The following is a 25,976-nucleotide window of genomic DNA, read 5'->3' as shown; positions in this document are numbered from 1 at the left end:
GACTGTACCGCTCAGGCATATTCCGACTCGGGCTATCGCCAGCGCGCCCGGCGGGGGAACAATGTCCGTCCTGCCTCGTGGGAGATCTCGAGCAGCACCCGTGCCAGCTTGTCGAAACTCATCGCCTCGGCCCGCCCGGACAGCGACAGTGCCGCGGGCGCCGTGCCGCGGCCACGCAACGGCGCCGCGACGCAGGCGATTCCGTCCATCGATTCCTCCCGGTCCAGCGCCACGCCCTGGCGCAGCCGGATCTGGGCTAAGGCGCGATGCAGCGCGCCGGGCTCGGTGATGGTGTGCGCGGTCAGGCGCGGCAGCCGGGTATGGAACGCCGCTTCGGCGATGCTCGGTTCCAGTGCCGCCAGCATCGCCTTGCCGAGCGCGGTGCAGTGCGCGGGCATGCGGCCGCCGAGGCGGGTGGGCAGCAGCGCGGCCAAGCGGCCACCGGCCTTGTCCAGGTAGACGACCTCGCGTCCGTCGAGCACCGCCAGATGGCCGACCATGCCGGTGCGCTGACACAGCTCGTGCAGCAGCGGGCTGACGGCGTCGCGGATCTCGTTGTGATCGGCGGTGAGCCCGCCCAGTTCCAGGGTGCGCATGCCGAGCCGGTACCCGCCGGAGGTGTGGGCCAGCCAGCGCAGCCGGATCATCTGATCGAGGATCCGATGGACTGTCGAGCGCGGCAGGCCGGTGCGCTCCACCAGGCCCAGCAGCGTCAGCGTCGGGGTCGCGGCGTCGAACGCGTCCAGGATGAGGGTCATCCGCTCGATCATCGATACCGGCACGTCGGCGGAGCCGGGGTCGGCCCCGTCGGGCCGGCCGCGGTGGGAGAGCCGGGCGGTGTGCGGCTCGGCATCGGGTAGCAGGGTGACGGTCATTCGAACCTCCGTCGGTCGCATTCGGGCTACGTCGACCAGGCACGACGTGCCCGATCGTTTGTGTCTCCCATCACACTGACGGGTTCGCGGCCGGGAGGAATCGGGAGAACTACGTAGCTTCCACGGATCTCCGTCTCGGTGACCGGACTCCGATCTTGACCTCCCTCCGGCGGTGGCTGCTGTCATAGCTACCAGGTATATGCCTGATCGAAATAGGAGGCCCGATGGAACCGGTGCTCGAGATGGACGGATCGCCGCTGGACGTGCGCGACTTCAAAGCCGTGCTGGGTCGCTTCTGCACCGGCATCACGGTGATCACCGCGCGGGCGGCGGCCGGGCCTGCCGGATTCACCTGCCAGTCGTTCTCGGCACTGTCGCTGGAGCCGCCCGCGGTCTGCTTCTGCCCGGCGCGCACGTCTACGTCGTGGCCGCGCATCCGCGAGGTCGGGCGGTTCTGCGTGAACATCCTGGCCCACGACCAGCAGGAGATCTGCGGGCAGCTCGCGCGCAGCGGCACGGACAAGTTCGCGGGAGTCGACTGGGAGCCGTCGCCGAACGGCTCGCCGCGGCTGGCCGGCGCCGTGGCCTGGCTCGATTGTGAGCTCGAGCAGGAGGTCGACGGCGGTGACCACACGATCGTCATCGCGCGCGTCACGGCGCTGTCGGAGCATCGCGAGGCGCCGCCGCTGCTGTTCTACCGCTCCGCGTTCGGACGGTTCGATCCGGCCTGAGCGCCTCCCGGCCAGTGGGACTGCGCATTTCCGCCCCGCATGCCGAACCGAAATATCGAGGTGACAAACGTGCGTGAATTGTGGAGGAACCGATGACTACCGACACCGAGGTTCGAGTGATCGACGCGGGCGCTCCGCCCGCCCGGTACGCGCGCGGCTGGCACTGCCTGGGGCTGGCGCAGGACTTCCGGGACGGGAAACCGCATACCGTCGAGATCTTCGGCACCGAACTGGTGGTCTTCGCCGGCGCGGGCGGAGAGCTCCACGTCCTGGACGCCTACTGCAGGCACATGGGCGGGAACCTGGGTGACGGCCGGATCAAGGGGGACTCGATCGCCTGCCCGTTCCACGACTGGCGCTGGGGCGGCGACGGCCGTTGCACCGGCATCCCCTACGGCCGCCGGGTGCCACCCCGCGCGCGGACCCGGTCGTGGCCGACGCTGGAGCAGAACAAGCAGCTGTTCGTCTGGAACGACCCGGAGGGCAATCCGCCGCCGGAGCACGTCGCCATCCCGCGCATCGAGGGCGCGTTCAGCGACGAATGGACCGACTGGACCTGGAACACCATGACGATCGACGGCGCGAACTGCCGCGAGGTCATCGACAACGTGGTGGACATGGCGCACTTCTTCTACGTGCACTTCGGGTTCCCGACCTACTTCAAGAACGTCTTCGAAGGTCACATCGCCAGTCAGTACATGACCTCGGTGTCACGCGAGGACATGATGGGGGAGACCGCGAAGGCACTGGGCGGCAAGAACGTCCTGCACTCCGACGCCTCTTACTACGGCCCTTCCTACATGATCGATCACCTGCGCAGCGAAAGCGCGGGCCTGACGGTCGAGGGCATCCTGATCAACTGTCACTACCCGGTGTCTCCCACCGAGTTCGTGCTGCAATACGGCGCCATCGTGAAGAAGCCGCACGGCGTGTCGCCGGAGCAGGCCGACGACATCGCGGCGAAGTTCGCCGGTGGTCTGGGCCGCGGCTTCGAACAGGACGCCGCGATCTGGCAGCGCAAGACTCGCATCGACAATCCGCTGCTGTGCGAGGAGGACGGACCCGTCTACCAGTTGCGCCGCTGGTACGAGCAGTTCTACACCGACGTGGCCGAGATCGACCCGAAGATGACCGACCGCTTCGAGTTCGAGGTCGACACCACTCGTGCGGTCACGGCGTGGGAGGCGGAGGTCGCCGAGAATCTCGCCGAGCAGCGCGCCGGCGCCGAGGCCTGAACGGACTGCGATGGAACCGGTTACCTGCCGTACCTGCGCGACGTGCGTGCTGGTCGAGAAATTCAGCCCGCAGCACACCAGCGTGCAGTGGACCGCGAGCGCGGTGACGGCCTGCGCCGAGTTCACCGGGGCCGACAGCGCGCGCGTGCGGACCTGCGCCGCGCTGCGCGACAGCATCGATGCCGCGGTCGCGGGCGGGCGCATCGAAGTCGGCACCCGGGACGGGGACGTGCCGTGAGCGCGGCGAACGCCGTGGACGACCGAAGAGGGGACATGACAGTGGACAGGACTCGAGCGACCGCGGTGGCGCCGACCGGTATCCCCGGCGACAGCGCGAGCCGCCCCGGAGCGGTTCTGCCCCTGCGTGTGGCGCGGGTGATCCGGGAAACCGACGATGCGGTATCGCTGGAGCTGGATGTCGTCATGGAGCGGCCGTCGATCGCATACCGCCCGGGTCAGTTCCTGACATTGCGGATTCCGAGCGAGCTGACCGGCTCGGTGAGCCGCTGCTACTCCTTGTCGAGCGCGCCGCACGAGCAGGGTCCGCTGAAGGTCACCGTCAAGCGAACACCCGATGGATACGCGTCGAATTGGTTGTGCGACAACGCGACAGCGGGCATGGTTATCGACGCGCTGCCGCCCGCGGGCGTCTTCACCCCCGCCTCGCTCGACTACGACCTGCTGTTGTTCGCGGCGGGCAGCGGCATCACCCCGGTGCTGTCGATCCTGAAGTCGGCGCTGGCTGCCGGGTCCGGGCACTGCACGCTGATCTACGCCAACCGCGACGAGCGCTCGGTGATCTTCGCCGCCGACCTCGCCGACCTCGCCGCCCGGTATCCCGGCCGCCTGGTCGTGGTGCACTGGCTGGAGAGCGTGCAAGGGCTACCGAGCCGCGCGCAGCTCGCGGCGCTGGCCGGACCGTGGCCGGATCGCGAGGCGTTCGTCTGCGGTCCCGGTCCGTTCATGGACGCCGTCTGCGCCGCACTGATCGGGCTGGGGGCGCGACGCGAGCGCGTGCACGTGGAGAAGTTCGTGTCGCTCAACGGCAATCCGTTCGACAGCGGCACGCCCGAAGTCCTCGACTCCGGCGATTGCGCCACCGTGGCGGTCGATCTCGACGGCGAGACACGCGAACTTCCCTGGCCGCGCCAGCAGGTGCTGCTCGACGTCCTGCTGACCAACGGACTGGAAGCGCCCTACTCCTGCCGCGAGGGCGCTTGCAGCGCGTGCACCTGCCGGATCGTTTCGGGGCGGGTGCAGATGCGGCACAACGAAGTTCTCGACGAGGCCGATCTGGCCGAGGGGTACGTGCTGGCCTGCCAGGCGGTCCCGATCACCGACACGGTGCAAGTCACCTATTCCTGAGGAGTACGACGAATCAATGGCTGATATCGCCTCGCTCGGCTATGTCCGGATCGCCGTCGCCGATGTGGCGGCCTGGCGGGCCTTCGCGTTCGACGTTCTGGGCTTCGCGCAGGGCACCGGCCCGAATCCGGACAGTCTGTACCTGCGGATGGACGAGCATGCCTACCGCTTCGAACTCGTTCCCGCGCAACAGGACCGCGTGCTCGCCGTCGGCTGGGAGGTGCGCGACTACCGCGCCCTGGCCCTGGTACGGCACACACTGGAGCGGGCGGGCGTGGCCGTCGCACCGCTCGGCCGGGATCAGGTCGACGCGCTGCGGGTCGAAGACGCCTTCACCTTCACCGATCCCGCCGGGTTCACCGTCGAGGTCTTCCACGGCCCGGTGCTCGACCACAGCCCGGTCGTGACCGCGCACGGCAACCGCTTCGTGACGGCCGGATCGGGGCTCGGCCATGTCGTGCTGCCGGTGCCCGACCTCGAGGAGGCGAACCGCTTCTACTGTGAGGTGCTCGGATTCCTGCCGCGCGGATCGTTCCGGGTGCCCACCCCGCCCGAGGTGGGCCCGATTCGCGTGCGATTCCTCGGTGTCAACCGGCGTCACCACAGCCTCGCCCTGATCCCCGGCACCCGCTCCGACGGTCCGGGTCTGGTGCACATCATGGTCGAGGTCGACGAACTCGACGCCGTCGGCCGCGCGCTGGACCGCGTCATGCGGGCAGGCTATCCGTTGTCGTCGACCCTGGGCCGCCACACCAATGACAAGATGATCTCCTTCTACGTCCGCACACCCGGCGGCTGGGATCTCGAATACGGCACCGAGGGCGTGCTGGTCGACGAATCCACCTACAGCGCCGAGGAGATCACCGCGGACAGCTACTGGGGCCACGAGTGGTCTCGTGGCTGACCCGGCGGGGCGGTCACGCGGTGAGGACTTAGACTGGCGATTCGAGGAGGAAGGAACGCTGATGAAGCGAAATCTGAACTGCCCCTGCGGAGAATCGATCGTCGGAACCGACGAGGACGATCTCGTGGCGAAGACGCAAGCGCACCTGGCGGAGAAGCACCCCGGACACGACTACTCGCGAGACGAGATCCTGTTCATCGCGTACTGACCGAGAGCTCCGGGCGTGCCCGGAGCATCACGGCCTCGGACGCAGACCCTCGATCATGTGCGTCGTGGTCTCGTCCAGCAGTTCGTCGGCGGCCTCCACTTCGATCACGCCCGAGCCGACGAAGGTGGCCAGGCCCTGCAGTGCGGCGACCGCGGACAGCGCGATGCGCCGCGGGTCGCCTGCGATCACCTCACCGCGCTGCTGCGCTTCGGCGATGAGCGCGACCGGCGTAGCGAACGCCGCGTCCACGGCCCGCGACATCACATCGCCCGCGGCAGGGCTGTGCCTGCGGGCGAACATGAGCGCCATGAGCGCGGAATTCTCGGTGGCGAACCGGAGATAGGTCCGGGTCAGAGCGCGGAAGCGCTCCTCGATCGCTCTCCCGGCCGCGGTCTGTTCCAAGGCGGCGGCCAGACGCTGGAAGCCCGACACCGCGATGGCGTCGAGCAATGCCTGCTTGTCCTTGAAATGCCGGGTCGGAGCGGCATGACTGACTCCGACGTCACGGGCCAGCCCGCGTAGCGAAAGGCCGTCGACGCCGGACTCGCGCAGCGTCGCCTCGGCCCGCTGCAGCAGTTCGGCGCGCAGGTCGCCGTGGTGGTAAGACCGGCTTCGAGTGATCGGCATGGTGTTTGCAGGATAACAAAATGTAGGCATTGCCTACTTTGTAGGCGGTGACTACATTTACTCGCATGACGGTTCGGACCTTCACCGCCCCGATCGCCGTGCTGACGGTGTTCGCGGCGCTGCTCGCCACCATGTACCTCGGCTACGCGGGCAATACCGAGAAGAACTTGCACGACTTCCCGATCGCCCTGGTCAATCAGGACGTGGGTGACACGCTGGACGGCAAACCCGCCAACGTCGGCGCCCAGGTCACCGACGCGCTGGTCGCCGGGATCCCGGCGGAGAAGATCGACCTGCGCGTCCTGGGCATCGCCCAGGCGCGTGAACAGTTGCAGGACGGCGAGGTGTACGGCGCCATCGTCATCCCGTCCGACTTCACCAAGCGTCTGGCCATTCTCGGCGCGGCCGCCGTGGTCCCCGGGGAGATCGAGCGGCCGGTGATCACGGTCCATACCAATCCGCGCATCGGTCCGTATACCACCGGCATCATGCAGCGCGTCGCCGATCGCGCGTTGAACCAGGTGGACGAGACCGTCGGTAAGAACCTGACCGGCCAGGTGAACGCCGCCCTCGCGGCGGGGCCGGGAGCGCCGGTCGAGCTCACCGGCGCGGCCAGGTTGATGCTCGCCGACCCGGTGCAGATCGTCACCGCGCCGTACCGCCCCATGGACGACGGTGCGGGCCAAGGCCTCGTCGCCTTCTTCTACACCTTGATCCTGCTGCTGGCGGGCTTCACCGGCGCCATGATCATCCACACGCTCGTCGACTCGGTACTCGGTTTCACGCCGACCGAGTACGGTCCGTGGTTCGTCCACCAGCCGGCCACCGGGATCTCCCGATTCCGGACACTGCTGGTGAAATGGGCGGTCGTCCTCACCGCGGCGCCCATCCTGTCCGGGATATTCCTCGCCGTGGCCGCCGCGCTGGGTGTTCCGCTGGGCAGCCCCCTGCTGTTGTGGCTCTACGGAATACTCGCCATCGTCGCCGTCGGCGTGACCGCGCTGGCCGTCCTGGCCACCTTCGGCACCGCCGGATTGCTGGTCAACCTGATCTTGTTCGTCGTCCTCGGCCTGCCGTCGTCGGCCGCCACGGTCCCGCTGGAGGCGACGCCGGTCTATATCGCGAAGCTGGCCGCCTTCGAGCCGATGCACCAGATCTACCTGGCCGTGCGCGCCATCATGTTCTTCGACGCCCACGCCGGAGCTGGTTTGGGCCACGGGCTGTGGATGACGCTGCTCGGCCTCGGAATCGGATTGGTCCTCGGTGTCACGGCCACGTACGCCTACGACCGCCGTGGACTGCACCGCGCGACAGCGCCGCTCAGCAGCGCCCCCGCCGTGGGCGCGCCCGCCGTCGCCGGATGAACGGGTCCGGGCGATCAGTCGCCGGTGGCGGCCAGGAGCGCGTCGAGCTTCTGCGGGTCGACGCCGAAGCCGGTGAGGCGATTCAGCGGAATGGAGGCGATCATCCGCATCATGTCCACCCCGAGTGCCGAGGCGTCGCCCATGCTCTCGGCCATGCCGCCGAACACGTCGGCCAGCGCGGCCGCCGCCCTGGGATCGGCCAAGGCCTCCCCGAGGGTCGACTCCGCCGTGATCGGGATCCGCAGTTCTTCTCCGGCGACGTCGACCAGCCCGCTGACGCGCAGGTCCCGGCTGGAAGCGCCTGCCCAGACCCGGTAGGCGCCGCCCTCCACGATCCAGCGGTCGACGCGAGTCTCCCAATAGGCCAGATCGTCGCGGCGTAGCAGCATCGAGATCTCCTCGCGCGCACCCGGTTCCAGTTCGGCGGTCACCGCGACGCCCTTCAGCTCGCGGGCCGGACGCGTGACGGAGGAGCCGGGCAGCGCGGTGTACACCTGCACCACCTCGCGTCCTGCGCGGGAACCGGTGTTGGTGACGCCGACGCGCACCGTGATGCCCGCTTCGCTCGCGGTGAGTGTCAGATCGGAGTAATCGAACGTGGTGTAGGACAAGCCGTGCCCGAACGGGTAGCACACGTCCATCTCCCGGCTGTCGTACCAGCGGTAGCCCACATACAGGCCCTCGCCGTAGCGCACGTGCGAATTCTCGCCCGGGAAATTCAGATAGGCCGGGGTGTCCTGCAAGCGGACCGGCACCGTCTCGGCGAGTCGCCCCGACGGATTCACCACACCGAACAGCACGTCGGCGAGTGCGCCGCCCCCGGCCTGGCCGAGCAGCCCGCCGTCCAGGATGGCGGGCGCCGACGCGGCCACCGGGCCCAGCCGCACCACGCCGCCGTGCGCGAGCACCACCACCGTGTCCGGTTGTACCCGCACCACCGCGTCCAGCAGATCCAGCTGCTCGGCGGGCAGCTCGAGATGCTCACGATCGAAGCCCTCGGATTCCTGGGTGGCCGCCAGGCCCAGGAACAGCACCGCGACGTCCGCTGTCGCCGCGGCGGCGACGGCTTCCGCGCGCAACGCGTCGTTGTCCGCGTCCGTGTCGTCGGTGGCGAAACCCCGGCGGTAGGAGACCGTTCCGGAGCCCGCGAGCGCGCGGATCTCGTCCAGCGGCACATCGAGCCGGGCCGGGTTGACGTGTGAGCTGCCGCCGCCCTGATATCGAGGTTCCGTCGCGAATTCGCCGATCACCGCCAGCGAGCGCCCCGGTGTCAGTGGCAGCAGGCCACGGTCGTTCCGCAACAGGACGACGCAGCGTGCGGCGACCTCGCGGGCCAGGCGATGGTGGTCATCGGTGGTGTCGACGGTGTGGGCCGTAGCGCGACCGGCCACCACTCGCGCCGCCAGCGTCGCCACGTTCCGCGCGGCACGATCGACGTCCGCCGGGTCGAGGGTGCCCGCTTCCATCGCCGCCATCACCTGGGCGTCGGAGACGCCGCTGCCGCCCGGCATTTCCAGATCCAGTCCGGCCGTCACGGCGGCGGGCCGGTCGGCCACCGCGCCCCAGTCGGAGACCACCGCACCGTCGAAGCCCCATTCACCGCGCAAAACGTCGGTGAGCAGCCGGCGATTCTGCGCGGCGGGCACACCGTTGATCCGGTTGTAGGAGCACATCACCGTCCACGGCCGGGCCGTGCGCACGATGTGGGCGAACCCGCGCAGGTAGATCTCGCGCAGCGGGCGCGGGTCGACGTCGGAACTCGACCGCATCCGGTCGTGCTCGGCGTTGTTGGCGGCGAAATGCTTGAGGGAGGCGCCCACTCCGGTGCTCTGCAGCCCCGTGACCCACGCCGCGCCGAGCAGGCCGGTGAGCAGCGGATCCTCCGAGTAGTACTCGAAATTGCGGCCGCCGCGCGGATCCCGCTTGATGTTGACGCCCGGCCCGAGCAGCACGTCCACGCCCAGGGCGCGGGCCTCCCGGCCCAGTGCCGCACCCACCCGGCGCACCAGGTCGGTGTCCCAGCTCTGCGCGAGCCCCACCGCGGGCGGGAAGCAGGTGGCGGGCAGGCTCTCGGCCAGCCCGAGGTGATCGGTCGACCCCGCCTGTCTGCGCACACCATGCGGGCCGTCGGTCATGGTCACCGAGGCGACGGGACCGATCGCCTTGGTGGTCCAGAAGTCCGCGCCGCTGCCGAGCGCGGCGCGCTGCTCCGGCGTCAGATCGGCGAGGTCGGGCTTGCTCGTCATCGAGGCTCCTCGGGTCGAAACCGGTACCGAAAACAGTATGCCATTCGGTTTTCGTGGCCGGGCTGTTCCGAGTACAGTCACGGCGTGGTTCGGCGCGGCGCGTATTCGAAAGGGATCGCCAAACGTGAGGAGATCCTGGAGGCGGCGCTGGAGATCGTGGCACGCGTCGGATACAGCCGGACGACCGTGCGGGAACTCGCCGAGGCCGTCGGCCTGAGCCAGACCGGGCTACTGCACTACTTCGGCAGCAAAGAGCAGCTTTTCGCCGCCATCCTGGCGCGTCGCGACGAGGCCGACCGTGCGGCCTTCGCCACCCCGGCCACGCCACCCGACCTGCCCGCCGCACTGCTGGGCCTGATCCGGCACAACGCGGAAGTCCCCGGCCTGGTCGAGCTCTACACTCGCTTCTCCGCCGAGGCCACCCGCTCGGGCCACCCCGCCCACGAGTACTTCCGCGACCGCTACCGCACCGTCCGGGACGCCCTCACCCGCGCCGTCGCCGACCTCCGCGAATCCGGCCGCCTACCCGCCGATCTCGACCCCGGGCGCTTCGCCGTCATCGCCTCGGCCCTCCTCGACGGCCTGCAAACGCAATGGTTGTACGACCCGGACGTGGACATGGCCGACCACGTGGCGTACCTGTGGGAGCTGATCGAGCGCCCGGCCGACCGGCCCGAACGGTTTTCCCCACCCCGGTAGTATCGGACTCAGCGGTTTCGCGTCGGCCGTACCGTCATCGGCCGGGCGGCAGCCACGGGAGTGGGAAATGAGCGCACGCGACGGCCCCAGCCTGCGGCGGTGGCATCGCAGCACCCGGGTGCTGGTGATCGCCGCCACGGTGTTCGTCGTGTCGTTGTTGATCGTGCCCCGTTTGATCAGGGGCTATGTCAGCTGGCTGTGGTTCGGTGAAGTCGGTTTCCGTGGTGTCTGGCTCACCGTGCTGCTCACGCGGTTGTCGCTGTTCTTCGTCATCGCGTTCGTCATCGGCGGTGTCCTGTTCGTGGCGATGTGGCTCGCGTTCCGGTTCCGGCCACTGTTCCTGCCGGAGTCCGGGGAAGAGGACAGCCTCCGGCCGTTTCGGGCGATGGTGATCCGGCGTCCGCGGCGGTTCGGTCTCGGTGTCGCTGTCACGGTGGGACTCATCTGCGGCCTCGCCGCGCAGTCGAGCTGGATGACCGTCCAGCTGTTCGTCCACGGCGGGTCGTTCGGTGTGTCGGACCCGCAATTCGGGCACGATGTCGGGTTCTTCGTCTTCGACCTGCCTTTCTACCGATTCGTCGTCAACTGGTTGTTCGTCGCCGTCCTGCTGGCCTTCGTCGCCGGGCTCGCGACGCACTACCTGCTCGGGGGGCTGCGGCTGTCCGGAAAGGCGGGCGGCCTGACCCACGCGGCCCGCGTCCAGCTCGCGGTACTCGCGGGCAGCTTCATCGTGTTGAAGGCGGTCGCCTATTGGCTCGACCGGTATTCGCTGCTCTCCAGTAGCAGCAAGGAACCCACGTTCGCGGGCCCGGGCTACACCGACATCAACGCGGTGCTGCCCGCTCGCCTGATTCTCTTCGCGATCGCGCTCATCTGCGCGGCGGCGGTCTTCGCGGCGATCGTGCTGCGCGATCTGCGGATCCCGGCGATGGCCGCCGCGCTGCTGCTGTTGTCGTCGATCTTGGTCGGAGCCGTCTGGCCGTTGGCCGTCGAGCAGTTCTCCGTCCGCCCGAACGCCGCCGACATGGAGCGCGTCTACATCGAACGCAATATCGCCGCTACCCGGCAGGCCTACGGGATCGGCGGCGACCGAGTCGAGTACCAGCCGTATTCCGGCGTCGGAACCAAGCCGCCGTCGGAGGTTCCCTCGGACGTCACGACGCTCGCCGACGTGCGGCTGCTGGACCCGAACGTGCTGTCCCGGACGTTCACCCAGCAGCAACAACTGAAGAACTTCTACAGCTTCCCATCGCATCTGGACCTGGACCGTTACCGCATCGGTGGTCAACTGCGCGACTACGTGGTCGCGGCGCGGGAGTTGACGCCGAGCGCGCTGAGCGGTAACCAGCGCCATTGGGTCAACCGCCACACCGTCTACACGCACGGCAACGGGTTCGTCGCCGCACCGGCCAACCGGGTCAACGCGGCGGTCCGCGAGGCCGCGGGCGATGCCGCCAGCAGCAACAGCGGATACCCGATCTACGCGGTCGGCGACATCGCTTCCCAAGCCGCCGGGCATCAGGTGATCCGAGTGGATCAGCCCCGCGTCTACTTCGGCGAAGTGATCGCCCATGCGAGTCCGGACTATGCCATCGTGGGCGGCGGCACGCAGCCACGCGAGTACGACACCGACACCACTACGTACACCTACACCGGCGCCGGTGGCGTCCCGATCGGGAACTGGCTCGATCGACTCGCCTTCGCCGCGACCTACACCGAGCGCAACATCGTCTTCTCCAAAGCGATCGGTCCCGGGTCGAAGATCATCTTCAATCGCGATCCGCGCCACCGCGTCGAACTCGTCGCACCGTGGCTGACTACCGACAACGATCCCTATCCCGCGGTGGTGGACGGCCGTATCGTCTGGATCGTCGACGCTTACACCTCGATCGACGGCTACCCCTACGCCAAACGCAGCTCGCTCGAAGCGCTCGAACCGGGTGACGATACCGACCGGGGATCGGCTCGGCAGGTCTCCTACGTGCGCAACTCCATCAAGGCCACCGTCGACGCCTACGACGGCACAGTGCGGCTCTACCAGATCGACCGGCACGACCCCGTCCTGGCGGCCTGGATGAAGGTCTTCCCCGGCACGGTCGAACCCGAGGAATCGATCACCCCGCAACTGCGCGCCCACTTCCGGTATCCGGAGGACCTGTTCACGATCCAGCGCGAGATGCTCGCCAAATATCACGTCGACGAACCGCGGGAGTTCTTCACCACCAACGCTTTCTGGTCGGTACCCAGTGATCCCACCGTGGAGACCAACCCGCACCAACCGCCGTTCTACGTCCTGCTCGGTGGCCAAGGCAGCGCGGAGCCGTCGTTCCGGCTGGCCAGCGCGATGGTCGGCTACAACAGGGAATTCCTCTCCGCCTATGTCTCCGCCCGCTCCGATCCGGAGAACTACGGCAAGATCACCGTCCTGCAACTGCCCACCGACACCCTCACCCAGGGGCCGCAGCAGATCCAGAACTCGATGATCTCCGACACCAGGGTGGCATCAGAGCGCACCCTGCTCGAGCGCTCGAACCGGATCCAATACGGCAATCTGCTCACCTTGCCGATCGCCGACGGCGGCGTGCTCTACGCCGAGCCGCTGTTCACCGAGCGGATCTCGACGGCGCCGAACGCCTCGACCTTCCCGCAGCTGGCGCGGGTGCTGGTCAGTTATCGCGAACCCGGCACCGGCGGCGTCCTCGTGGGGTACGCGCCGACTCTCGCCGAGGCGCTCGACCAGGTGTTCGGCCCCGGCACCGGCCGGCTCGCCACACCACCCGGCGGCGGCCCCGGCGCTCCACTGCCACCGGGCCAGCAGCCGGTGGCGCCGCCGTCGGGGCAACCGCAGACGCAAGGGCCGCCGCCGGTGGATCAAGCGAAGATCGCCGACCTGAACAGGCAGATCGATGAGATCCGCGCTGCCCTCGAACGCCTGCAGAAGCAGCTGAGCGAACTCGACCGCAACGGTCGCTGACGCGGCCGTCGGTCACCGCTTATCGCGGCAGAACCTGGTCCGCTTGCGTTGCCGTCGAGGTGCTTTCGGGTCCGGGGCCAGGCTGAGCGTCGGGTAGGTGAACGAGGATCAGGCCGATGCCCGCGATGAGGAAGTTCTGCAGCGCGGCCGAGGAGGCGTTCACATCGTCGTTGGCCCACATGCGGAACCATTCGCCGCCGACGGTCAGGAACCCGCCCAGGAACAGCAGCACCGCCATGGTCCAGCCCAGGCTGGACAGCCGCACGGCCGCATCGAGACCGGCTCGAAGCCGGCGCGGCCGTCCGGTCAGCACCCGGACCCACGCGGCTCCCGCGGCCAGCAGCACGAAGGCGATCAGGAACTCCCAGATCACGACCAGAATGTAGGCGACGAGCGCGACGTTGCCGTTGGTGATCGCGCGCCAGTCCGTTCCCGGATTGTGGATCGTCGCCTTCATCGACAGTACGGCGGCGACCCCGTTGCGATTGGTGTCGGTGTCCACGCAGTTGGTGAACGCGACGAACAGATAGTAGAAGCCGGTGATCGTGGCCAGTGTCGCCACCGCCATCCGGCGGCTACCCACCACATCGAGAAACCTTGCGCCGCTGCGCGTCATCTGCCTACCTCGGGTCGACTGGCATGAAGGTCCGGACATCCAGGCGCCGACGATCATATCGGCGTACGCATGCGTCTTCTCCCCATGGCGGGGGAGTCGGAGCCGGTCGAAAACTCTCTACCGCAAGTCTTTCCGTCCGCCGGATGGAACGACGATCTCGCGTTCCCGCCTCCGCCCCGGCAATTCCCCGGCACGGGCCTGAACGCGGCGACTGCGCCACCCGGGAGGATGGCGCAGTCGCATGCTTTCGGCTCGGACGTCTCGGCGGTTACCGGGGTGCGGCGCCGCCGAGTCCGCGCGTTCTACTGCGCGGTGGTCTGCCGCTTCGGCAGCTTCCAGCCCGGGCGGGGGAAGTGGCAGGTGTACCCGTCCGGGTAGCGCAACAGGTAGTCCTGATGCTCCGGTTCGGCCTCCCAGAACTCGCTCGCCGGGGTGACCTCGGTGACCACCTTGCCGGGCCACAGCCCGGAGGCGTCCACGTCGGCGATGGTGTCCAGGGCGACGCGCTTCTGGTCCTCATCGAGATAGAAGATCGCCGACCGATAGCTGGTCCCGATGTCGTTACCCTGGCGGTCCTTCGTCGAGGGGTCGTGGATCTGGAAGAAGAACTCCAGCAGTTCCCGATAGTCCGTCCTGGCCGGGTCGTAGACGATCTCCACGGCCTCCGCATGGCCCGGGTGGTTCCGGTAGGTCGGATGGTCGTTGCGCCCACCGGTGTAGCCGACGCGTGTCGACACCACCCCCGGCTGCTTGCGGATCAAGTCCTCCATGCCCCAGAAGCATCCACCGGCCAGGATGGCCTTCCGCGTGTCGCTCACGCCTCCTCCTTCGCGAAGAGAGTCCTGTACTGCCCATAGCCTTCCGCCTCGAGGTCGTCGAGGTGGATGAACCGCAGCGCTTTCGAGTTGATGCAGTACCGCAAGCCGCCCGCCTCGCGGGGACCGTCGGTGAACACATGCCCGAGATGACTGTCTCCGTGCGCCGAACGCACTTCCGTGCGGACCATCAGATGACTGAAGTCCCGCTTCTGCACCACGTTCCCGGCGTCGATCGGCTTGGTGAAACTCGGCCATCCCGATCCGCTGTCGAACTTGTCGACCGAGGCGAACAACGGCTCACCGGAGACCACATCCACATAGATGCCCGGCTCGTGGTTGTCCCAGTACTCGCCCGTGAACGCCCGCTCGGTCCCGTTCTCCTGAGTGACGTGGTACTGCTCAGGCGACAGGGCGGCGACCGCCGCGGGATTCCGGTTGTACTCCCGTGCCACATGACCTCCTCATATCGGCCCCACGTACAACCCGGGCGCAGGCCCGGAAAATCCCGGGCGAGCCGGGCGTCACACCACGGCCGGGCCGACCGCATGGCAGGGCCGCCCCACCTCGGCGGTACCGGCGGCTCCGGTTCCGCGCCGACCGGCTACGCCGTGGGACTCGCGGCTGTTTCCGGAGCGGTGGCAACCGCGCTTTCCGCGGTCTTCCGCCGTGGCGCCGTGAACACGGCGATCACGCAGAGAATCGCGACCACGAAGCAGGCGAGTGTGTACCAGAGATTTCCGATCGGGTCTCCCCCGCTGGTCCTGCCGTCGACGGCGCCGAAGAAATCGGGCAGCGCCGTCACCCAGAGCAACGCCATCTCGCCCAGGTACACCACGCTGTAGATACGGACGAAGTCGTTCGAATAGGCCGCGCTGTCCGCGCCGTCGCGCCGCAGCCGGAGCCATCGGCGGGTGAGAATCAGGACGGCGACGACGGTGACGACGACCAGTTCGGCGGCGTAGAGCACTCCGCGCACGGTGGTACTCCCCATGCCGAATACCGTTGCGGGTATCGGCAACACGCCCGTGCCCAACGATGCGAGCACGCCGATGACGACCGTACGCCAGACCAATTGCACCCCGGAGAACGTCTGCCCCTGATCGACGTGGCGGCCGACGAACCATTGGACACAGAATGCCAGCGACATCGGCCACAGGGCGGCGAAGACGACCACACTGGGCAGCGGCACCGAATCGAACATCGGCTGATTGATCGGATTGTCGACCGACCATTCCCACCAGCGCAGTTGCGGGCCGAGATGGTCGAAGATCTCATAGAACGCATGGTGGACGAAGCCCACGCAAGCGGACCCGATGAGCACCCCGTGCTGCCGGAAGACTCCGAGTATCCGGACGATCTCGAAGGCCAGGGTGGCCATGAACGGGTAGATCGCGACGATGTAGAGCGGTAATCGGCCCCAGAGGAATTCCACGGTGAACAAGTTGTGCGCGAACATCGTGTCGACGTGTTCGTCGATGCCGAAGGCCGCCGGGAAGTACAGCGGGGGTTCGATGATGAACAGGTACGCGGTCGCGCCGAACCAGAGCACCAGGTTGGTGGGATCTCCGTGGCGGCGCAACCGCACGATCGCGTAGATCAGCGCGAGTACCGCGCCCAGGACGATCGTGACCTCGAGAACGGGCAGTGTCCAGTTCTCCAACGCGAAGGGGTTTCGCACCTCGACCGGTCCGCCTGCCTCCTCGCACGAGAAGCCGAGCGCCGTGGCGAGCCGGTCGAAGGTGGGTGCGCAATGATCAGCCATCGGTCCGGCTCCTAGGGGGCGACCGTGCCGGCGGTGTACCAGTGCGAGACGTCGTAGCCGTCCTCGTAGCGCTGGAACCACACGTCGGCGAGCGCGGGCAGCTTCTCGTGGTCCGGGTTGTGCTTGGGCAGCTGACTGCGCACGACGCCCACCAACGCGACGAGTTGCTCACGGAGCGGGAGATGATCGAACGCCCGCGGCATCGGACCGTGGTCTTCCGCCCGGAGGAACGGCAACCACGTGCGTAGTCGCTGCTTGCGACGGTGGGACGCGAACATCGACAACGCGTCGACCTTCCGCTCCTCCAGCGGAACGTGCCGGTTGAAGCCCGCGCAGGCCACCCTGATCACCTTCAGCACGTGACGGAAGATCGACGGCGCCATGCGCATCCGATACATGTCGCTGCCGACGACGGAGTCGAAGATGATCAGCGCCGAACTGCGATGTTCGACTTCTTCGACGAAATGCCAGATGAACAGGGACGCGACTCGGTCGTCTCCCGGCCGGAAGAGGGTCGAGTCGTTGTCGAGCATCAGTTTGAACACCGGGGTGAAGGTCGCCTCCAGATCGGCGGTGTAGGCGAGCCGGTATTCGACCGAGGTGTTCACGGTGAGGCGGTCGAATTCCGCGATCACTTCGTTGAGCGTCTCCTGCAACCCCGGGTATCGCCGGATCAGGGCGTTGGCATGTTGGCGGTGCGCGGTGGAGTGCTGGCCTTCCTGCCGCACGAACGCGTCGGCTTCCTCGGCGACCTCGGGATCGGTGATCAGGGGCATCGCCTCCCGAATCATGTTGACGATCATCTTCTCGAAGCCGATCGCCAGGAAGGACACCGCATTGGCCATCGAGGAGAAGGCCGGGTTCTCCTCGTTCCACAAGAAGGGCACGTCGTAGTCCGCGAACGCGAAGCGCATCTTCCGGACTTGAAGATCGGTCACTGGGCTGTACCTCGTCTTTCGGGATCGAACAGGTCCGGTGGCGTGTTCCGGTGCCGCCGAGCCGCGTTGGACGTGATCATACACACAACTGCATTTGTGTATGATCAGAATCGATGCTCGAATCGCGGGCGGGTCGAGGACACCGCCTTGTGATACCGTCGAGCCCTTGGTCAGGGGTGTCGGAAGGCGCTCTGATCAGCGGGTTCGCAAGCGACAGGTGTCGAGTCGAGGAAGCGGGCAGTGGCAGGAAGGCGCGGGTGGGGCGGGAGCCCGCCGAAAGACGACGAGGAGGCGTCTCGTCGCATAGTCGCCGCCGCCGTCGACCTGATCGGCCGGACGGGGTCGGAGATCAGCATCGCCGACGTCGCGGAGTCGCTGGGCGTGATCCGTCAGACCGTCTACCGATACTTTCCCAGTGCCGATGCGCTGATGACGGCCGCGGCGATCGCGTCGGTCGACGGTTTCCTCGATCGGCTGGCAGGACACGTCAGCGGTATCGAGGACGCGGTGGAAGCGATGACCGAGGGAGTGGTGTACACCCTCGCCGAGGTGCGTCGCACACCTCATCTCGGCATCCTGCTGTCGAGTACCTACTCGAACGTCCACCCCGAAAGCCTGACCTCCGAAGAGGCGCAAGCCTTCGGAATGACGATGATCAAACGCTTCGACGTCGATTGGGAGCGGTACGGCTACGACGACGAGTCGCTGCACGAACTCGTCGAATACGTCCTGCGGACGATGCAGTCGTTCTTCATCTCCCCCGGTAATCCACCCCGCGGCGAGGAGGAGCTGCGGCGGTATCTACGCCGCTGGATGGGCGCGGCGATCATCGCCCAGCTGAAGCCGTCCGCAAGCGTCTAGCGCCGCCGGGTGGCACCCCTCGGTCGCGGCCGCGTCGCACGCGCTTCCGATACCGGCGGGGGAGGCGCGGCGATCAGCTCGCGTCGTTCAGCCGCACCTTCACGAGCACCCGCCCGCGCTCGTCGCGCTGCGCTACCGCGTGCCCGTGCCGCTCAGCGCCGTCGAGCCGCAGGGTGATCGGGCCGCCGTCGTCCAGGAAGTTGCGCCACCAAGATTTCTTGTCCGGCATGGCGACCCCGATGACGAGTTCGTCTCCCTTGCGCCGGTAGTTGACCGGCGTGCTGAACGTCCGCCCTGATCGCCGCCCCACGTAGGTGATCACCACGAATCCCTTGCCCAGCAGCCGCCCGAGCAGCGGCAGGTCGAGGAGGGAAGCCACCCCGGCGTTCAGCGCTCCCACGCTGCGTCCCAGCGCTGTCTTCGGTTCCACAATTTCCTCCCGGCCGGTCCCGCGGACAAATCCGAACACGCCACTCTAACCGCCACACCGGTTCTCGGCAGGGCGGTCGTTCGGTCGACGTGCCCTCGCCCCTTCCGGCCGGCACTCGCTGTTCGACAGGTCCGGAATTTCGTTTTCCGACGCTCGAGTTCGGGTTGGAGGCAGGATTCCGTCCGTTGCTCGGCTGCGCGGCCGAACGCGCCGTGATACTCGTGCACGACCGTCCCTACGACGGCTGAAGGGTTCACGCGCAGAAGGGAATTCCCCATGACAACCAGCCTGCCCGCATTCCCCGCCCCGAACGAGGATCTGCTGGACACCTGCATCCGGCTCCGGGAGATCGCGCCGGTGGTCGAGGTGGAGTTTCCCGGCGGCGTGCCCGCCTACCTGGCGCTGACGCACGACGCGGTGCGCGAGATCCTCGCCGGGGACAACAAGACGTTCGCCCGGGATCCCAAGCACTGGCCGGCCATGTACGACGGTTCCATTCCGGAGGACTGGCCCCTGCGCGCCATCGTGCAGGGCGATCACCTGTCCACCAAGGACGGTGACGACCATCGGCGGCTTCGCGGCCTGATCAGCAAGGCCTTCACCCCCGGCCGGGTGAAGGCGCTGGAGCCGCGGGTCCAAGAGATCGTCGACCGGTTGCTGGACGAGGTGGTGGCCGCCGGTGACGGCGTCGACCTGGTGCCCACCTTCACCGAAGCGCTGCCGATGGCGGTGATCTGCGAACTGTTCGGCGTGCCCGAGCACGAGCGGGATCGTCTGCGGCGCTGGACGGCGACACTGCTGGCGCACACCACTCCGCCCGAAGAGGCGTTCGCGACGCAGAACGCGCTCATGCTGTACCTGTACGAATTGGCCGATCGCAAGCAGCAGCAGCCGGGCGACGACCTGACCACGGGCCTGGTGCAAGCCCGCGACGAGGGCGACAAGCTGACCGCCGAGGAACTGGTCGCCGTCCTGTGGATCATGCTGGTCGCCGGCCACGAAACCACCGTGCACATGCTCGGATACGCCATCCTGGCGCTGTCGCGACACCCCGATCAGCTCGCGCTGGCCAAGGCCGAGAATCGCTGGGCCGACGTGGTCGAAGAGACTGTGCGATACCGGCATTCGGTGATGATGACCAGCTGGCGGTTCACGTTGACCGACGTCACGGTGGCCGGCGTGGCCATCCCCAAGGGCAAGGCGGTCGGCGTCGCCTACCAGGCCTGCGGGATCGACCCCGCCGAATACGGCGAGACCGCGAACGAATTCGACATCACCCGCGAGCAGCGGGGCGGACATCTCGGGTTCGGCCACGGGCCGCGTTATTGCATCGGCGCGGGCCTGGCCCGTCTGGAGGGCAGGCTCGCGCTCGCCTCGCTCTACCGGAGGCTGCCGGACCTCGAGCTCGCCATCGACCCCGCCGACATCCCGTACTCGCCGTCCTTCTTCACCATCGGTCCGCTGTCCGTGCCGGTCAAACTGGGTGGTGCAGCGCGGTAACGCTCACCCGAGGACGAAAGGGAGCCGAGCGGCCAGCTCGTCCAGTTCGGCCTTCTCCGTCTCGGTCGGCGTCCGTCGACCGGTGCCGGTCAGCAGCGCGTCGGTGTCGGAGAACGAGAGGGGGAACGCGGCCCCGGCGATCTTCTCCAGCATCTCGCGTGACCGGCCGAGACCCTCCGCGGGCGGCTCGGCCGCGCCAGGCAAATGCGCGATCAGGTCGAGGTGGTGCAAGGTGCTCTCCAGGACGTACGCGCACAGGTAGTCGCCCGCGGTGAGGACCTCATCGCGGGTGCCGACCCGCAGGTCGGGGTCGGCGAGGCGGGCCGCGCGCCCGGCGGCCGCGCCGACATCCTCGAAGTGAATCTTCAGCAACCGCGGCTCCCGGTACGCCGCGGCCAGCCGCACGATCAGCGCGTCGAGCGGGTCGTCGCCGGTCGGCGCCGTATCGGCCACCTCCCAGTAGGTCACCGCGTCGCGCGTCGGTTCGGCTTCGGCGGGGGTCACGAGGGTGATCAGGATGTCCTGGGCGTCGATGATCAGATGGCACACCAGGTCTCGCACGAGCCAGCCGGTGCAGCCGGACGGCTGCGCGAAATCCTCGTCCGAAAGGTCGGCGACCGCCGTGCGCAACGCTGTCCAGGAGCGTGAGAAGTCATCCACGGCCCGGAAGCTAGCAGTGTGCGGCGTGGGCCGCGCCGGATTCGGCGCTCCGGGTTCGCCGAGTGGCGGAGACCGGAAGCGCACGGGGGCTGGGCGAAGCGGGCGCACTTGCGGCCGGGTAGTCGAATCTTGCAACTTTTCCGCAGGTCATCGGCCTGTTGCGAACGAGAAACGCATCGGCGATTCCTGGGACAACTGATCACACGCCATGCCACGCTGCTGCGGTCCGCAAATTCGCAGCAAACTGGCACGGAAGGATCGATGACGTCCATGTCGCAAGGAGATCCGATCGTCGGGACCACGTCCGAACAGCTCTCGCGGATCGCCGTCGAGGGAGCTTGGGACGCTCGGGGGCAGGTGCGCCCGGAAGCGGTGCAGTTCGCATCGAACCTGGTGACCGCGGTGCGGAACCGCAGTGGCGAGGGGCTGGTGCCCGACGACGTCGCGGATCTGGTGAGCCGGGCGCTGAACGTTGCCGTGCCGTCGTTTCCCCGCATCGAGGCGTCGGGGGGAATCGGGCTCTCGGCGCACATGCTGCGGCAGACCACCACCCGGCCGTGCCCGCTGGTGGTCGTTCCCGCCGGATGGACGCCGTTCGGGTGGCCGTTGTTCGAGTACGCCTACCTCGTGCTGGCGTCCAAGGGCTATCACGTGCTGGCGTACACCCCACGCGGCATCGGCTTGTCCGCCCTGCCGGGAACGAACATCCCGTGGTTCGGCACGTCCGAAGGCACGGTCGACGTGGCGGGTCCGCGGGACCGGCTGGACGGCTCCACGGTGCTGACTTACGCGATCGATGAGCTCGCCCCCAGCCGCGTCGCCTTCATGGGCGAGTCCTACGGCTCGGGCATCAGCCAGATCGTGGCCGCGCACGACCCCCGAGTGAACGTCGTCGTCGCCCTGAGTACCTGGGGCAACCTCGCCACGAGCCTGTACGACAACGGCACCCGCCACCTCAGGGCGGTCGAAGCGCTGATCGGGTTGACCGGCGGAGCCGAAGAGGACAAGTTCGACGAAGAGGCGCTGGAGATCCTGGCGAAATTCGCCGAGGGCGAGGACATGGACCCGGTGGTCGATTGGGGCACAGAACGCGCTCCGGAAAGTTACGTCGGTTCCCTCGAGGTTCCGACCTTCTTCTCGAACACTTGGCACGAGGGCCTTTTCCCGGTCAACCAGGTTCTGAAGACCTTCGAGAAGATCCCGGGCCGGAAACGGTTGAACATGTGGATCGGTGACCATGCCGCGCCGGAAGGTCCCGGCTTGATCGCTCCGCCCGCGGCAGGCGCCGGGCCGAACGTGCCGCTGCTCGAGGCGTACGCCTGGCTCGATCACTACCTCAAGGACGAGCAGAACGGTGTCGACGGGTGGCCGGAGATCAGCAATCAGGTCATGTTCACCTACGTGACCACGCCCTCCGGGAACGATCAGAACGTGATCATCGAGCCTGCGCGCCGCGAGGAGAAGGCGTCGTGGGCCGACGTCACGACCGACGGCGAAGCACTGGCCCTGACCGATGAGCGCGAGGGTGGGGACGGCGCGCTGAGCCCCGACGACGTCGCTTCCGGATGGGAACGCAGTTTCATCGTGGGCGAGCAGCCCGAGGTCGTCGCCATGGACAAGCTCATGGTGACCGGACAGGAGGAGTGGGCGGGCAACCCGAAGATCTACCGGACCGCCGAGATCGACCGCACCCACGCCCTGGTCTGGTCGACGGGGCCGCTACTCGCGGCGCGCGGTGGTGTAGCGCGGCAGATTCGCGGGATCCCCCGGCTGCAGGTGACCGTGGACAGCACCGACGAATCGGCGACCGTGGTGGCCTACCTGCTCGATGTCGACGAGGACGGTTCGGCGACGATCGTCACGCACGAGCCGAAGACCATCGAGTCGGACCTGCCCGCCACCGTCTCGTGGGAGTTGCAGGCGGCCGCCTATGACGTCCCGGACGGTCACCGGCTGATGCTGGTCATCGATGGCTTGGATCCCTTGTATTCCAGCGCCAACAGTGTCGGCGCACGGATCACCATCAGTTCCCCGGATGGCGCTCCCTCCTGCCTGGAGTTGCCGCTCGGCTGACCGCTGCGCGTGGCCCGGGGCGGCCATCGGTTCCGGGCCACGTCCGAGGTGACGGCCGGGGCGTCCCGTGCCGTCGGCGATCGAGCGATCGAGCGATCGAGCGCAGCATCGCCGGGAGCCGGAGCCGGACGCGCCCGGCATCGGTCGCGGCCCGGGCGCGCGGCGGCGGCCGGCTCGGTAGTCTGCAGAGGTGTCTGCCGCGCCTGCCGACGCCGACGCACCGATCGTTCCGGTGCGAGACGGAGTGTTCTTCACGCTTCCGGCGGCATTGCCGCGCGGTCGGCACAATCTGGGGCGCGAGCAGGTGATGGCGGCCCAGCGGGAACGGCTGCTGGCCGCGGTCACCGAATTGCTGGCCGCTCGCGGTTATGCCGGCTTCGGGCCCACCGACGTCGCGAAGCGGGCCGGCGTCTCGCTGGCGGCCTTCTACGACGCGTTCGCCAACAAGGACGAATGTGTCTTCGCGGGATACGACCGCTTCATCGAGGTGCTGCTGACCCAGCTGACCGGCGCTGACATCAGGGGCCGAGACCGCCGGTCCATCGTGGCCGACGCGCTCGGTCGGTACCTTCGCTCCCTGCAGAACGACCTGGTCGTCGCTCGCGCCTACCAGGTGGAGATCGACGCGCTCGGGCCTGCGGTGCGGCGGCGCAGACGGCGCTCGATCCGGCTGTTCGCCGAGTTCATTCGCGGTCTGGTGGGGGCCGCGACCGGCAATCGGCAACCAGTGCTGTCCGTCACGGCTTATATGGGCGTGGTCTACGCCGTTCGCCAGCTCACCGCCGACGCGCTCGACGACTCGGACGCACCGGATCTGCCCGCGCTCAGCGCCGACCTGGAACCCTGGCTCACCGATCTCTTCCGCGCGCGCTGAGACGATCGCGTCGCTGGCTTGACACGACAGTCACCGTCCCTCAGCATTGGCGTAAAGAATTTTACTCCGATACCCGCCCGCATCCGCGTGGCACCGCAGCCGAATGTCCGATACCGCCGTCGTCGATCGCGACGGATGCCTGTCGTCGAAAATGACCATCGAATGGCCGTAACAATCGCACTTTTCACGCGTGACCTGCGCGTGCACGACAATCCAGCCCTACTGGCCGCGGTGCGCGAGGGTGCCGGGGTGGTTCCGCTGTTCGTCGTCGACGACCGGATCATCGGCAGTGCCCACCCGGCCGGGAATCAGCTGCGCTTCCTCTCCGCCGCGCTGGCCGAACTGGATGCCGAACTGCGCTGCGCCGGAGGGCAACTGGTGATCCGGCACGGTGACTACGTCGACGCGGTGGATCGGGTGGCGGCACAGGTGCACGCCGACAGTGTCCACATCGCCGACGACGCCACGTGGTACGGCCGGTGCCGAGCACGAGCGCTGCGCGAACGGCTGGCGCGACGCAGCTGCCTGCTGCACACCCATTCCGCCACCCTCACCGCCGTGGATCCGTTCGATTGCGCCTCGCGCGGACCGAACGACCCGGTTCCGGACTTCGCTACCTACTTTCGCCGGTGGCTGGAGGTTCCCAAGCGGCGTCCGCTGGACACGCCCACCGAGTTGATCGTCCCGCGCGTCGACAGTGATCCCGTACCGAAGTTCGACGAACTCGGCGACGCCGCTGTCTCACCGCAACTGGCCGTCGGCGGCGAGATCACCGGTCGCGCGCTGTGGCGGGGCTGCACCGCCGACCGGAAACAACCACGCGACCCCTCCAGCGGCGACCTCACCCGGGAGGGATGTTCCCGCCTGACGCCCTACCTGCATTTCGGTTGCCTGTCCGCGGCCGAGATGGTGTATCGCACCGACATGACGACGGCGGACGGACGCGCCTTCGTCCGTCTGCTCGCCCGGCGCGATTTCCGGCTCCAGTTCCTCGCCGCCCGCGCAGGCATCGCACGGTCCGGTGACCGACCACGTGACCCGCAGGCGCACGATCCGGTCGCGGCCCGTGCCTGGTGCGACGGCCGTACCGGATACCCGATCGTCGACGCGGGTATGCGGCAATTGGCCGCGCAGGGATGGATGCCGGAACGCGCCCGGGCGATCGCCGCCAGTTTCCTCACCACGACGCTGCGGGTGGACTGGCGAGTCGGCGCCGACCATTTCCGGCGGTGGCTGCTCGATGCCGACGCAGCGAGCGACCGCTGCACCTGGCAGCAGGCGGGGCACTTGTACCGGGGAGCCCTCGGCACGGCCGAACGCTACGACCCGCACGGTAACTATGTTCGGCGCTGGATACCGGAACTGGCTTCGCTGCCGGGTTCGGAGATCCATCGCCCGTGGCGCCATAGCGTGCCCACCTCGGTCTATCCCGCTCCCATCACGGGCACCACCAGCAACTGACCGGCCGGTCCCGCGGTTTCGCGTGCGCGCTGCCGGGTACCGCCGCGACGGACGTAGTTCGTCAGCCCGACTCGAGAGCCCGAGGGGAGATCAACTATGGCAACCACGATCGACTCCACCACCGACGCGATCGATTTCCTCATCCATCAGCACGGCCGGATCAAGCAACTGTTCATCGAGACCGCCGACACCTCCGACCCCATCGAGCGGGAGAGCAAGTTCTTCGAATTGCGGCGCCTGCTCGCCGTGCACGAGACCGCCGAAGAAGAGATCATCCACCCCCGCGCCCGGCGGGAGATCGGTGATGGCGCCTCCATCGTCGACGCACGGCTGGAAGAAGAGAACAAGGCGAAAAAACAGCTCGCCGAGATGGAATCGCTCGACATCAGCTCGATGGAATTCCAGGTGCGGCTGGCGAAGCTGCGTGAAGCGGTGCTGGCGCATGCCGACCACGAAGAACGGGAAGAATTCACTCGGCTGCGCGAGGAACTCGACGACGAAGCCCTGCGGCGATTGCGAAAGACGGTCGAACTCGCCGAGACGATGGCGCCGACCAGGCCGCATCCCGGCGTGGAATCGGCTACCGCGAACGTGCTGGTCGGTCCGTTCGCCGCGATGATGGACCGAGCCAAAGACATGATCAGCAGGCCGAGGCACTGATCCCGACGTGAATGCCCGCGGCGCGCGGCGTTCCTCGGATCCCGGGTCAGGGCAGGAAGCGGCGCTCGACGTTGGCCGCGATCCGCTGGTAGCCC

At 67.9% G+C, this 25,976-nt stretch carries 25 protein-coding genes; 15 read left to right on the top strand and 10 right to left on the bottom strand.

Features of this window, described 5'->3' with window-relative positions; all coding sequences use genetic code 11:
- Positions 1 to 32: 32 nt before the first annotated feature.
- On the bottom strand, positions 33 to 875 hold the full coding sequence (locus ABZ803_RS00125) for an IclR family transcriptional regulator (RefSeq protein ID WP_357030587.1): 843 nt from the start codon (positions 873 to 875) through the stop codon (positions 33 to 35).
- A 224-nt stretch (positions 876 to 1,099) separates the two neighbouring features.
- Here ABZ803_RS00125 and ABZ803_RS00120 point away from each other — a divergent pair, with 224 nt between their 5' ends.
- From ABZ803_RS00120 to ABZ803_RS00095, 6 genes are all read left to right on the top strand, one after another.
- Positions 1,100 to 1,606, top strand: a complete 507-nt coding sequence (locus ABZ803_RS00120; RefSeq protein ID WP_357030584.1) for a flavin reductase family protein — start codon at positions 1,100 to 1,102, stop codon at positions 1,604 to 1,606.
- Positions 1,607 to 1,698: 92 nt separating this feature from the next.
- Positions 1,699 to 2,841, top strand: coding sequence for a Rieske 2Fe-2S domain-containing protein (locus tag ABZ803_RS00115; RefSeq protein WP_357030581.1), 1,143 nt, complete (start codon positions 1,699 to 1,701; stop codon positions 2,839 to 2,841).
- A gap of 10 nt (positions 2,842 to 2,851) precedes the next feature.
- Positions 2,852 to 3,079 carry a hypothetical protein gene (locus ABZ803_RS00110; RefSeq protein ID WP_357030578.1) on the top strand — a complete coding sequence of 76 codons (228 nt, stop codon included), beginning with the start codon at positions 2,852 to 2,854 and terminating at the stop codon, positions 3,077 to 3,079.
- 35 nt (positions 3,080 to 3,114) lie between these two features.
- Entirely contained in the window at positions 3,115 to 4,206 is a 1,092-nt protein-coding gene (locus ABZ803_RS00105) for a ferredoxin--NADP reductase (protein ID WP_357030575.1), read from the top strand.
- A 16-nt stretch (positions 4,207 to 4,222) separates the two neighbouring features.
- On the top strand, positions 4,223 to 5,110 hold the full coding sequence (locus ABZ803_RS00100; RefSeq protein ID WP_357030572.1) for a VOC family protein: 888 nt from the start codon (positions 4,223 to 4,225) through the stop codon (positions 5,108 to 5,110).
- A gap of 61 nt (positions 5,111 to 5,171) precedes the next feature.
- A complete protein-coding gene (locus tag ABZ803_RS00095) occupies positions 5,172 to 5,318 on the top strand; it encodes a hypothetical protein (protein ID WP_063917340.1) in 147 nt (48 codons plus the stop codon).
- A 27-nt stretch (positions 5,319 to 5,345) separates the two neighbouring features.
- Here the strand turns inward: ABZ803_RS00095 and ABZ803_RS00090 are convergent, their stop codons facing one another.
- The gene (locus ABZ803_RS00090; protein ID WP_357030568.1) at positions 5,346 to 5,945 is read right to left on the bottom strand and encodes a TetR/AcrR family transcriptional regulator; all 600 of its coding nucleotides are present in this window, start codon (positions 5,943 to 5,945) and stop codon (positions 5,346 to 5,348) included.
- A gap of 65 nt (positions 5,946 to 6,010) precedes the next feature.
- On the opposite strand from ABZ803_RS00090, the gene ABZ803_RS00085 reads away from it, so the two are divergent.
- Positions 6,011 to 7,309, top strand: a complete 1,299-nt coding sequence (locus tag ABZ803_RS00085) for a DUF3533 domain-containing protein (RefSeq protein ID WP_357030565.1) — start codon at positions 6,011 to 6,013, stop codon at positions 7,307 to 7,309.
- Between the two features lie 14 nt (positions 7,310 to 7,323).
- Here the strand turns inward: ABZ803_RS00085 and ABZ803_RS00080 are convergent, their stop codons facing one another.
- Entirely contained in the window at positions 7,324 to 9,555 is a 2,232-nt protein-coding gene (locus ABZ803_RS00080) for a glycoside hydrolase family 3 C-terminal domain-containing protein (RefSeq protein WP_357030563.1), read from the bottom strand.
- A gap of 84 nt (positions 9,556 to 9,639) precedes the next feature.
- Between ABZ803_RS00080 and ABZ803_RS00075 the strand changes: the two genes are divergently transcribed.
- Together ABZ803_RS00075 and ABZ803_RS00070 are read left to right on the top strand one after the other, a co-directional pair.
- Complete coding sequence (locus ABZ803_RS00075) at positions 9,640 to 10,254, top strand: TetR/AcrR family transcriptional regulator (protein WP_357030560.1); 615 nt, start codon at positions 9,640 to 9,642, stop codon at positions 10,252 to 10,254.
- A gap of 67 nt (positions 10,255 to 10,321) precedes the next feature.
- The gene (locus ABZ803_RS00070; protein ID WP_357030557.1) at positions 10,322 to 13,228 is read left to right on the top strand and encodes a UPF0182 family protein; all 2,907 of its coding nucleotides are present in this window, start codon (positions 10,322 to 10,324) and stop codon (positions 13,226 to 13,228) included.
- 19 nt (positions 13,229 to 13,247) lie between these two features.
- Here the strand turns inward: ABZ803_RS00070 and ABZ803_RS00065 are convergent, their stop codons facing one another.
- From ABZ803_RS00065 to ABZ803_RS00045, 5 genes are all read right to left on the bottom strand, one after another.
- Positions 13,248 to 13,844: a DUF2165 domain-containing protein gene (locus tag ABZ803_RS00065; RefSeq protein WP_357030554.1), complete on the bottom strand. Its 597-nt coding sequence runs from the start codon at positions 13,842 to 13,844 to the stop codon at positions 13,248 to 13,250.
- Positions 13,845 to 14,146: 302 nt separating this feature from the next.
- The gene (msrA, locus tag ABZ803_RS00060; protein WP_040871578.1) at positions 14,147 to 14,662 is read right to left on the bottom strand and encodes a peptide-methionine (S)-S-oxide reductase MsrA; all 516 of its coding nucleotides are present in this window, start codon (positions 14,660 to 14,662) and stop codon (positions 14,147 to 14,149) included.
- Positions 14,659 to 15,114: a peptide-methionine (R)-S-oxide reductase MsrB gene (msrB, locus tag ABZ803_RS00055; protein ID WP_357030550.1), complete on the bottom strand. Its 456-nt coding sequence runs from the start codon at positions 15,112 to 15,114 to the stop codon at positions 14,659 to 14,661. The genes msrA and msrB overlap by 4 nt, the downstream gene beginning before the upstream one ends.
- Before the next feature lie 149 nt (positions 15,115 to 15,263).
- Positions 15,264 to 16,424, bottom strand: a complete 1,161-nt coding sequence (locus tag ABZ803_RS00050; RefSeq protein ID WP_357030547.1) for a hypothetical protein — start codon at positions 16,422 to 16,424, stop codon at positions 15,264 to 15,266.
- 11 nt (positions 16,425 to 16,435) lie between these two features.
- The gene (locus tag ABZ803_RS00045; RefSeq protein WP_357030546.1) at positions 16,436 to 17,362 is read right to left on the bottom strand and encodes a metal-dependent hydrolase; all 927 of its coding nucleotides are present in this window, start codon (positions 17,360 to 17,362) and stop codon (positions 16,436 to 16,438) included.
- Between the two features lie 240 nt (positions 17,363 to 17,602).
- On the opposite strand from ABZ803_RS00045, the gene ABZ803_RS00040 reads away from it, so the two are divergent.
- Positions 17,603 to 18,223, top strand: coding sequence for a TetR/AcrR family transcriptional regulator (locus tag ABZ803_RS00040; RefSeq protein ID WP_357030543.1), 621 nt, complete (start codon positions 17,603 to 17,605; stop codon positions 18,221 to 18,223).
- Positions 18,224 to 18,296: 73 nt separating this feature from the next.
- Here ABZ803_RS00040 and ABZ803_RS00035 read toward each other — a convergent pair whose 3' ends face one another.
- The gene (locus ABZ803_RS00035; RefSeq protein ID WP_357030540.1) at positions 18,297 to 18,653 is read right to left on the bottom strand and encodes a nitroreductase/quinone reductase family protein; all 357 of its coding nucleotides are present in this window, start codon (positions 18,651 to 18,653) and stop codon (positions 18,297 to 18,299) included.
- Between the two features lie 276 nt (positions 18,654 to 18,929).
- Here ABZ803_RS00035 and ABZ803_RS00030 point away from each other — a divergent pair, with 276 nt between their 5' ends.
- Entirely contained in the window at positions 18,930 to 20,153 is a 1,224-nt protein-coding gene (locus tag ABZ803_RS00030; protein WP_357030537.1) for a cytochrome P450, read from the top strand.
- A 3-nt stretch (positions 20,154 to 20,156) separates the two neighbouring features.
- Here ABZ803_RS00030 and ABZ803_RS00025 read toward each other — a convergent pair whose 3' ends face one another.
- On the bottom strand, positions 20,157 to 20,813 hold the full coding sequence (locus ABZ803_RS00025) for a maleylpyruvate isomerase N-terminal domain-containing protein (protein WP_357030534.1): 657 nt from the start codon (positions 20,811 to 20,813) through the stop codon (positions 20,157 to 20,159).
- Positions 20,814 to 21,083: 270 nt separating this feature from the next.
- Here ABZ803_RS00025 and ABZ803_RS00020 point away from each other — a divergent pair, with 270 nt between their 5' ends.
- The 4 genes from ABZ803_RS00020 to ABZ803_RS00005 all read left to right on the top strand — a co-directional run bounded on the left by ABZ803_RS00020 (position 21,084) and on the right by ABZ803_RS00005 (position 25,881).
- The gene (locus ABZ803_RS00020) at positions 21,084 to 22,886 is read left to right on the top strand and encodes a CocE/NonD family hydrolase (RefSeq protein WP_357030531.1); all 1,803 of its coding nucleotides are present in this window, start codon (positions 21,084 to 21,086) and stop codon (positions 22,884 to 22,886) included.
- A 190-nt stretch (positions 22,887 to 23,076) separates the two neighbouring features.
- Positions 23,077 to 23,760, top strand: a complete 684-nt coding sequence (locus ABZ803_RS00015) for a TetR/AcrR family transcriptional regulator (RefSeq protein ID WP_357030528.1) — start codon at positions 23,077 to 23,079, stop codon at positions 23,758 to 23,760.
- A gap of 162 nt (positions 23,761 to 23,922) precedes the next feature.
- A complete protein-coding gene (locus tag ABZ803_RS00010) occupies positions 23,923 to 25,221 on the top strand; it encodes an FAD-binding domain-containing protein (RefSeq protein WP_357030525.1) in 1,299 nt (432 codons plus the stop codon).
- A gap of 96 nt (positions 25,222 to 25,317) precedes the next feature.
- Positions 25,318 to 25,881, top strand: coding sequence for a hemerythrin domain-containing protein (locus ABZ803_RS00005; RefSeq protein WP_357030522.1), 564 nt, complete (start codon positions 25,318 to 25,320; stop codon positions 25,879 to 25,881).
- Positions 25,882 to 25,976 lie beyond the last annotated feature (95 nt).

The sequence above is a fragment of the Nocardia sp. NPDC047648 genome, from assembly GCF_040642815.1.
Lineage (GTDB): Bacteria > Actinomycetota > Actinomycetes > Mycobacteriales > Mycobacteriaceae > Nocardia > Nocardia gamkensis.
The sequence above is the reverse complement of the archived record's forward strand: the minus strand, read 5'-3'. Positions and strand labels throughout refer to the sequence as shown.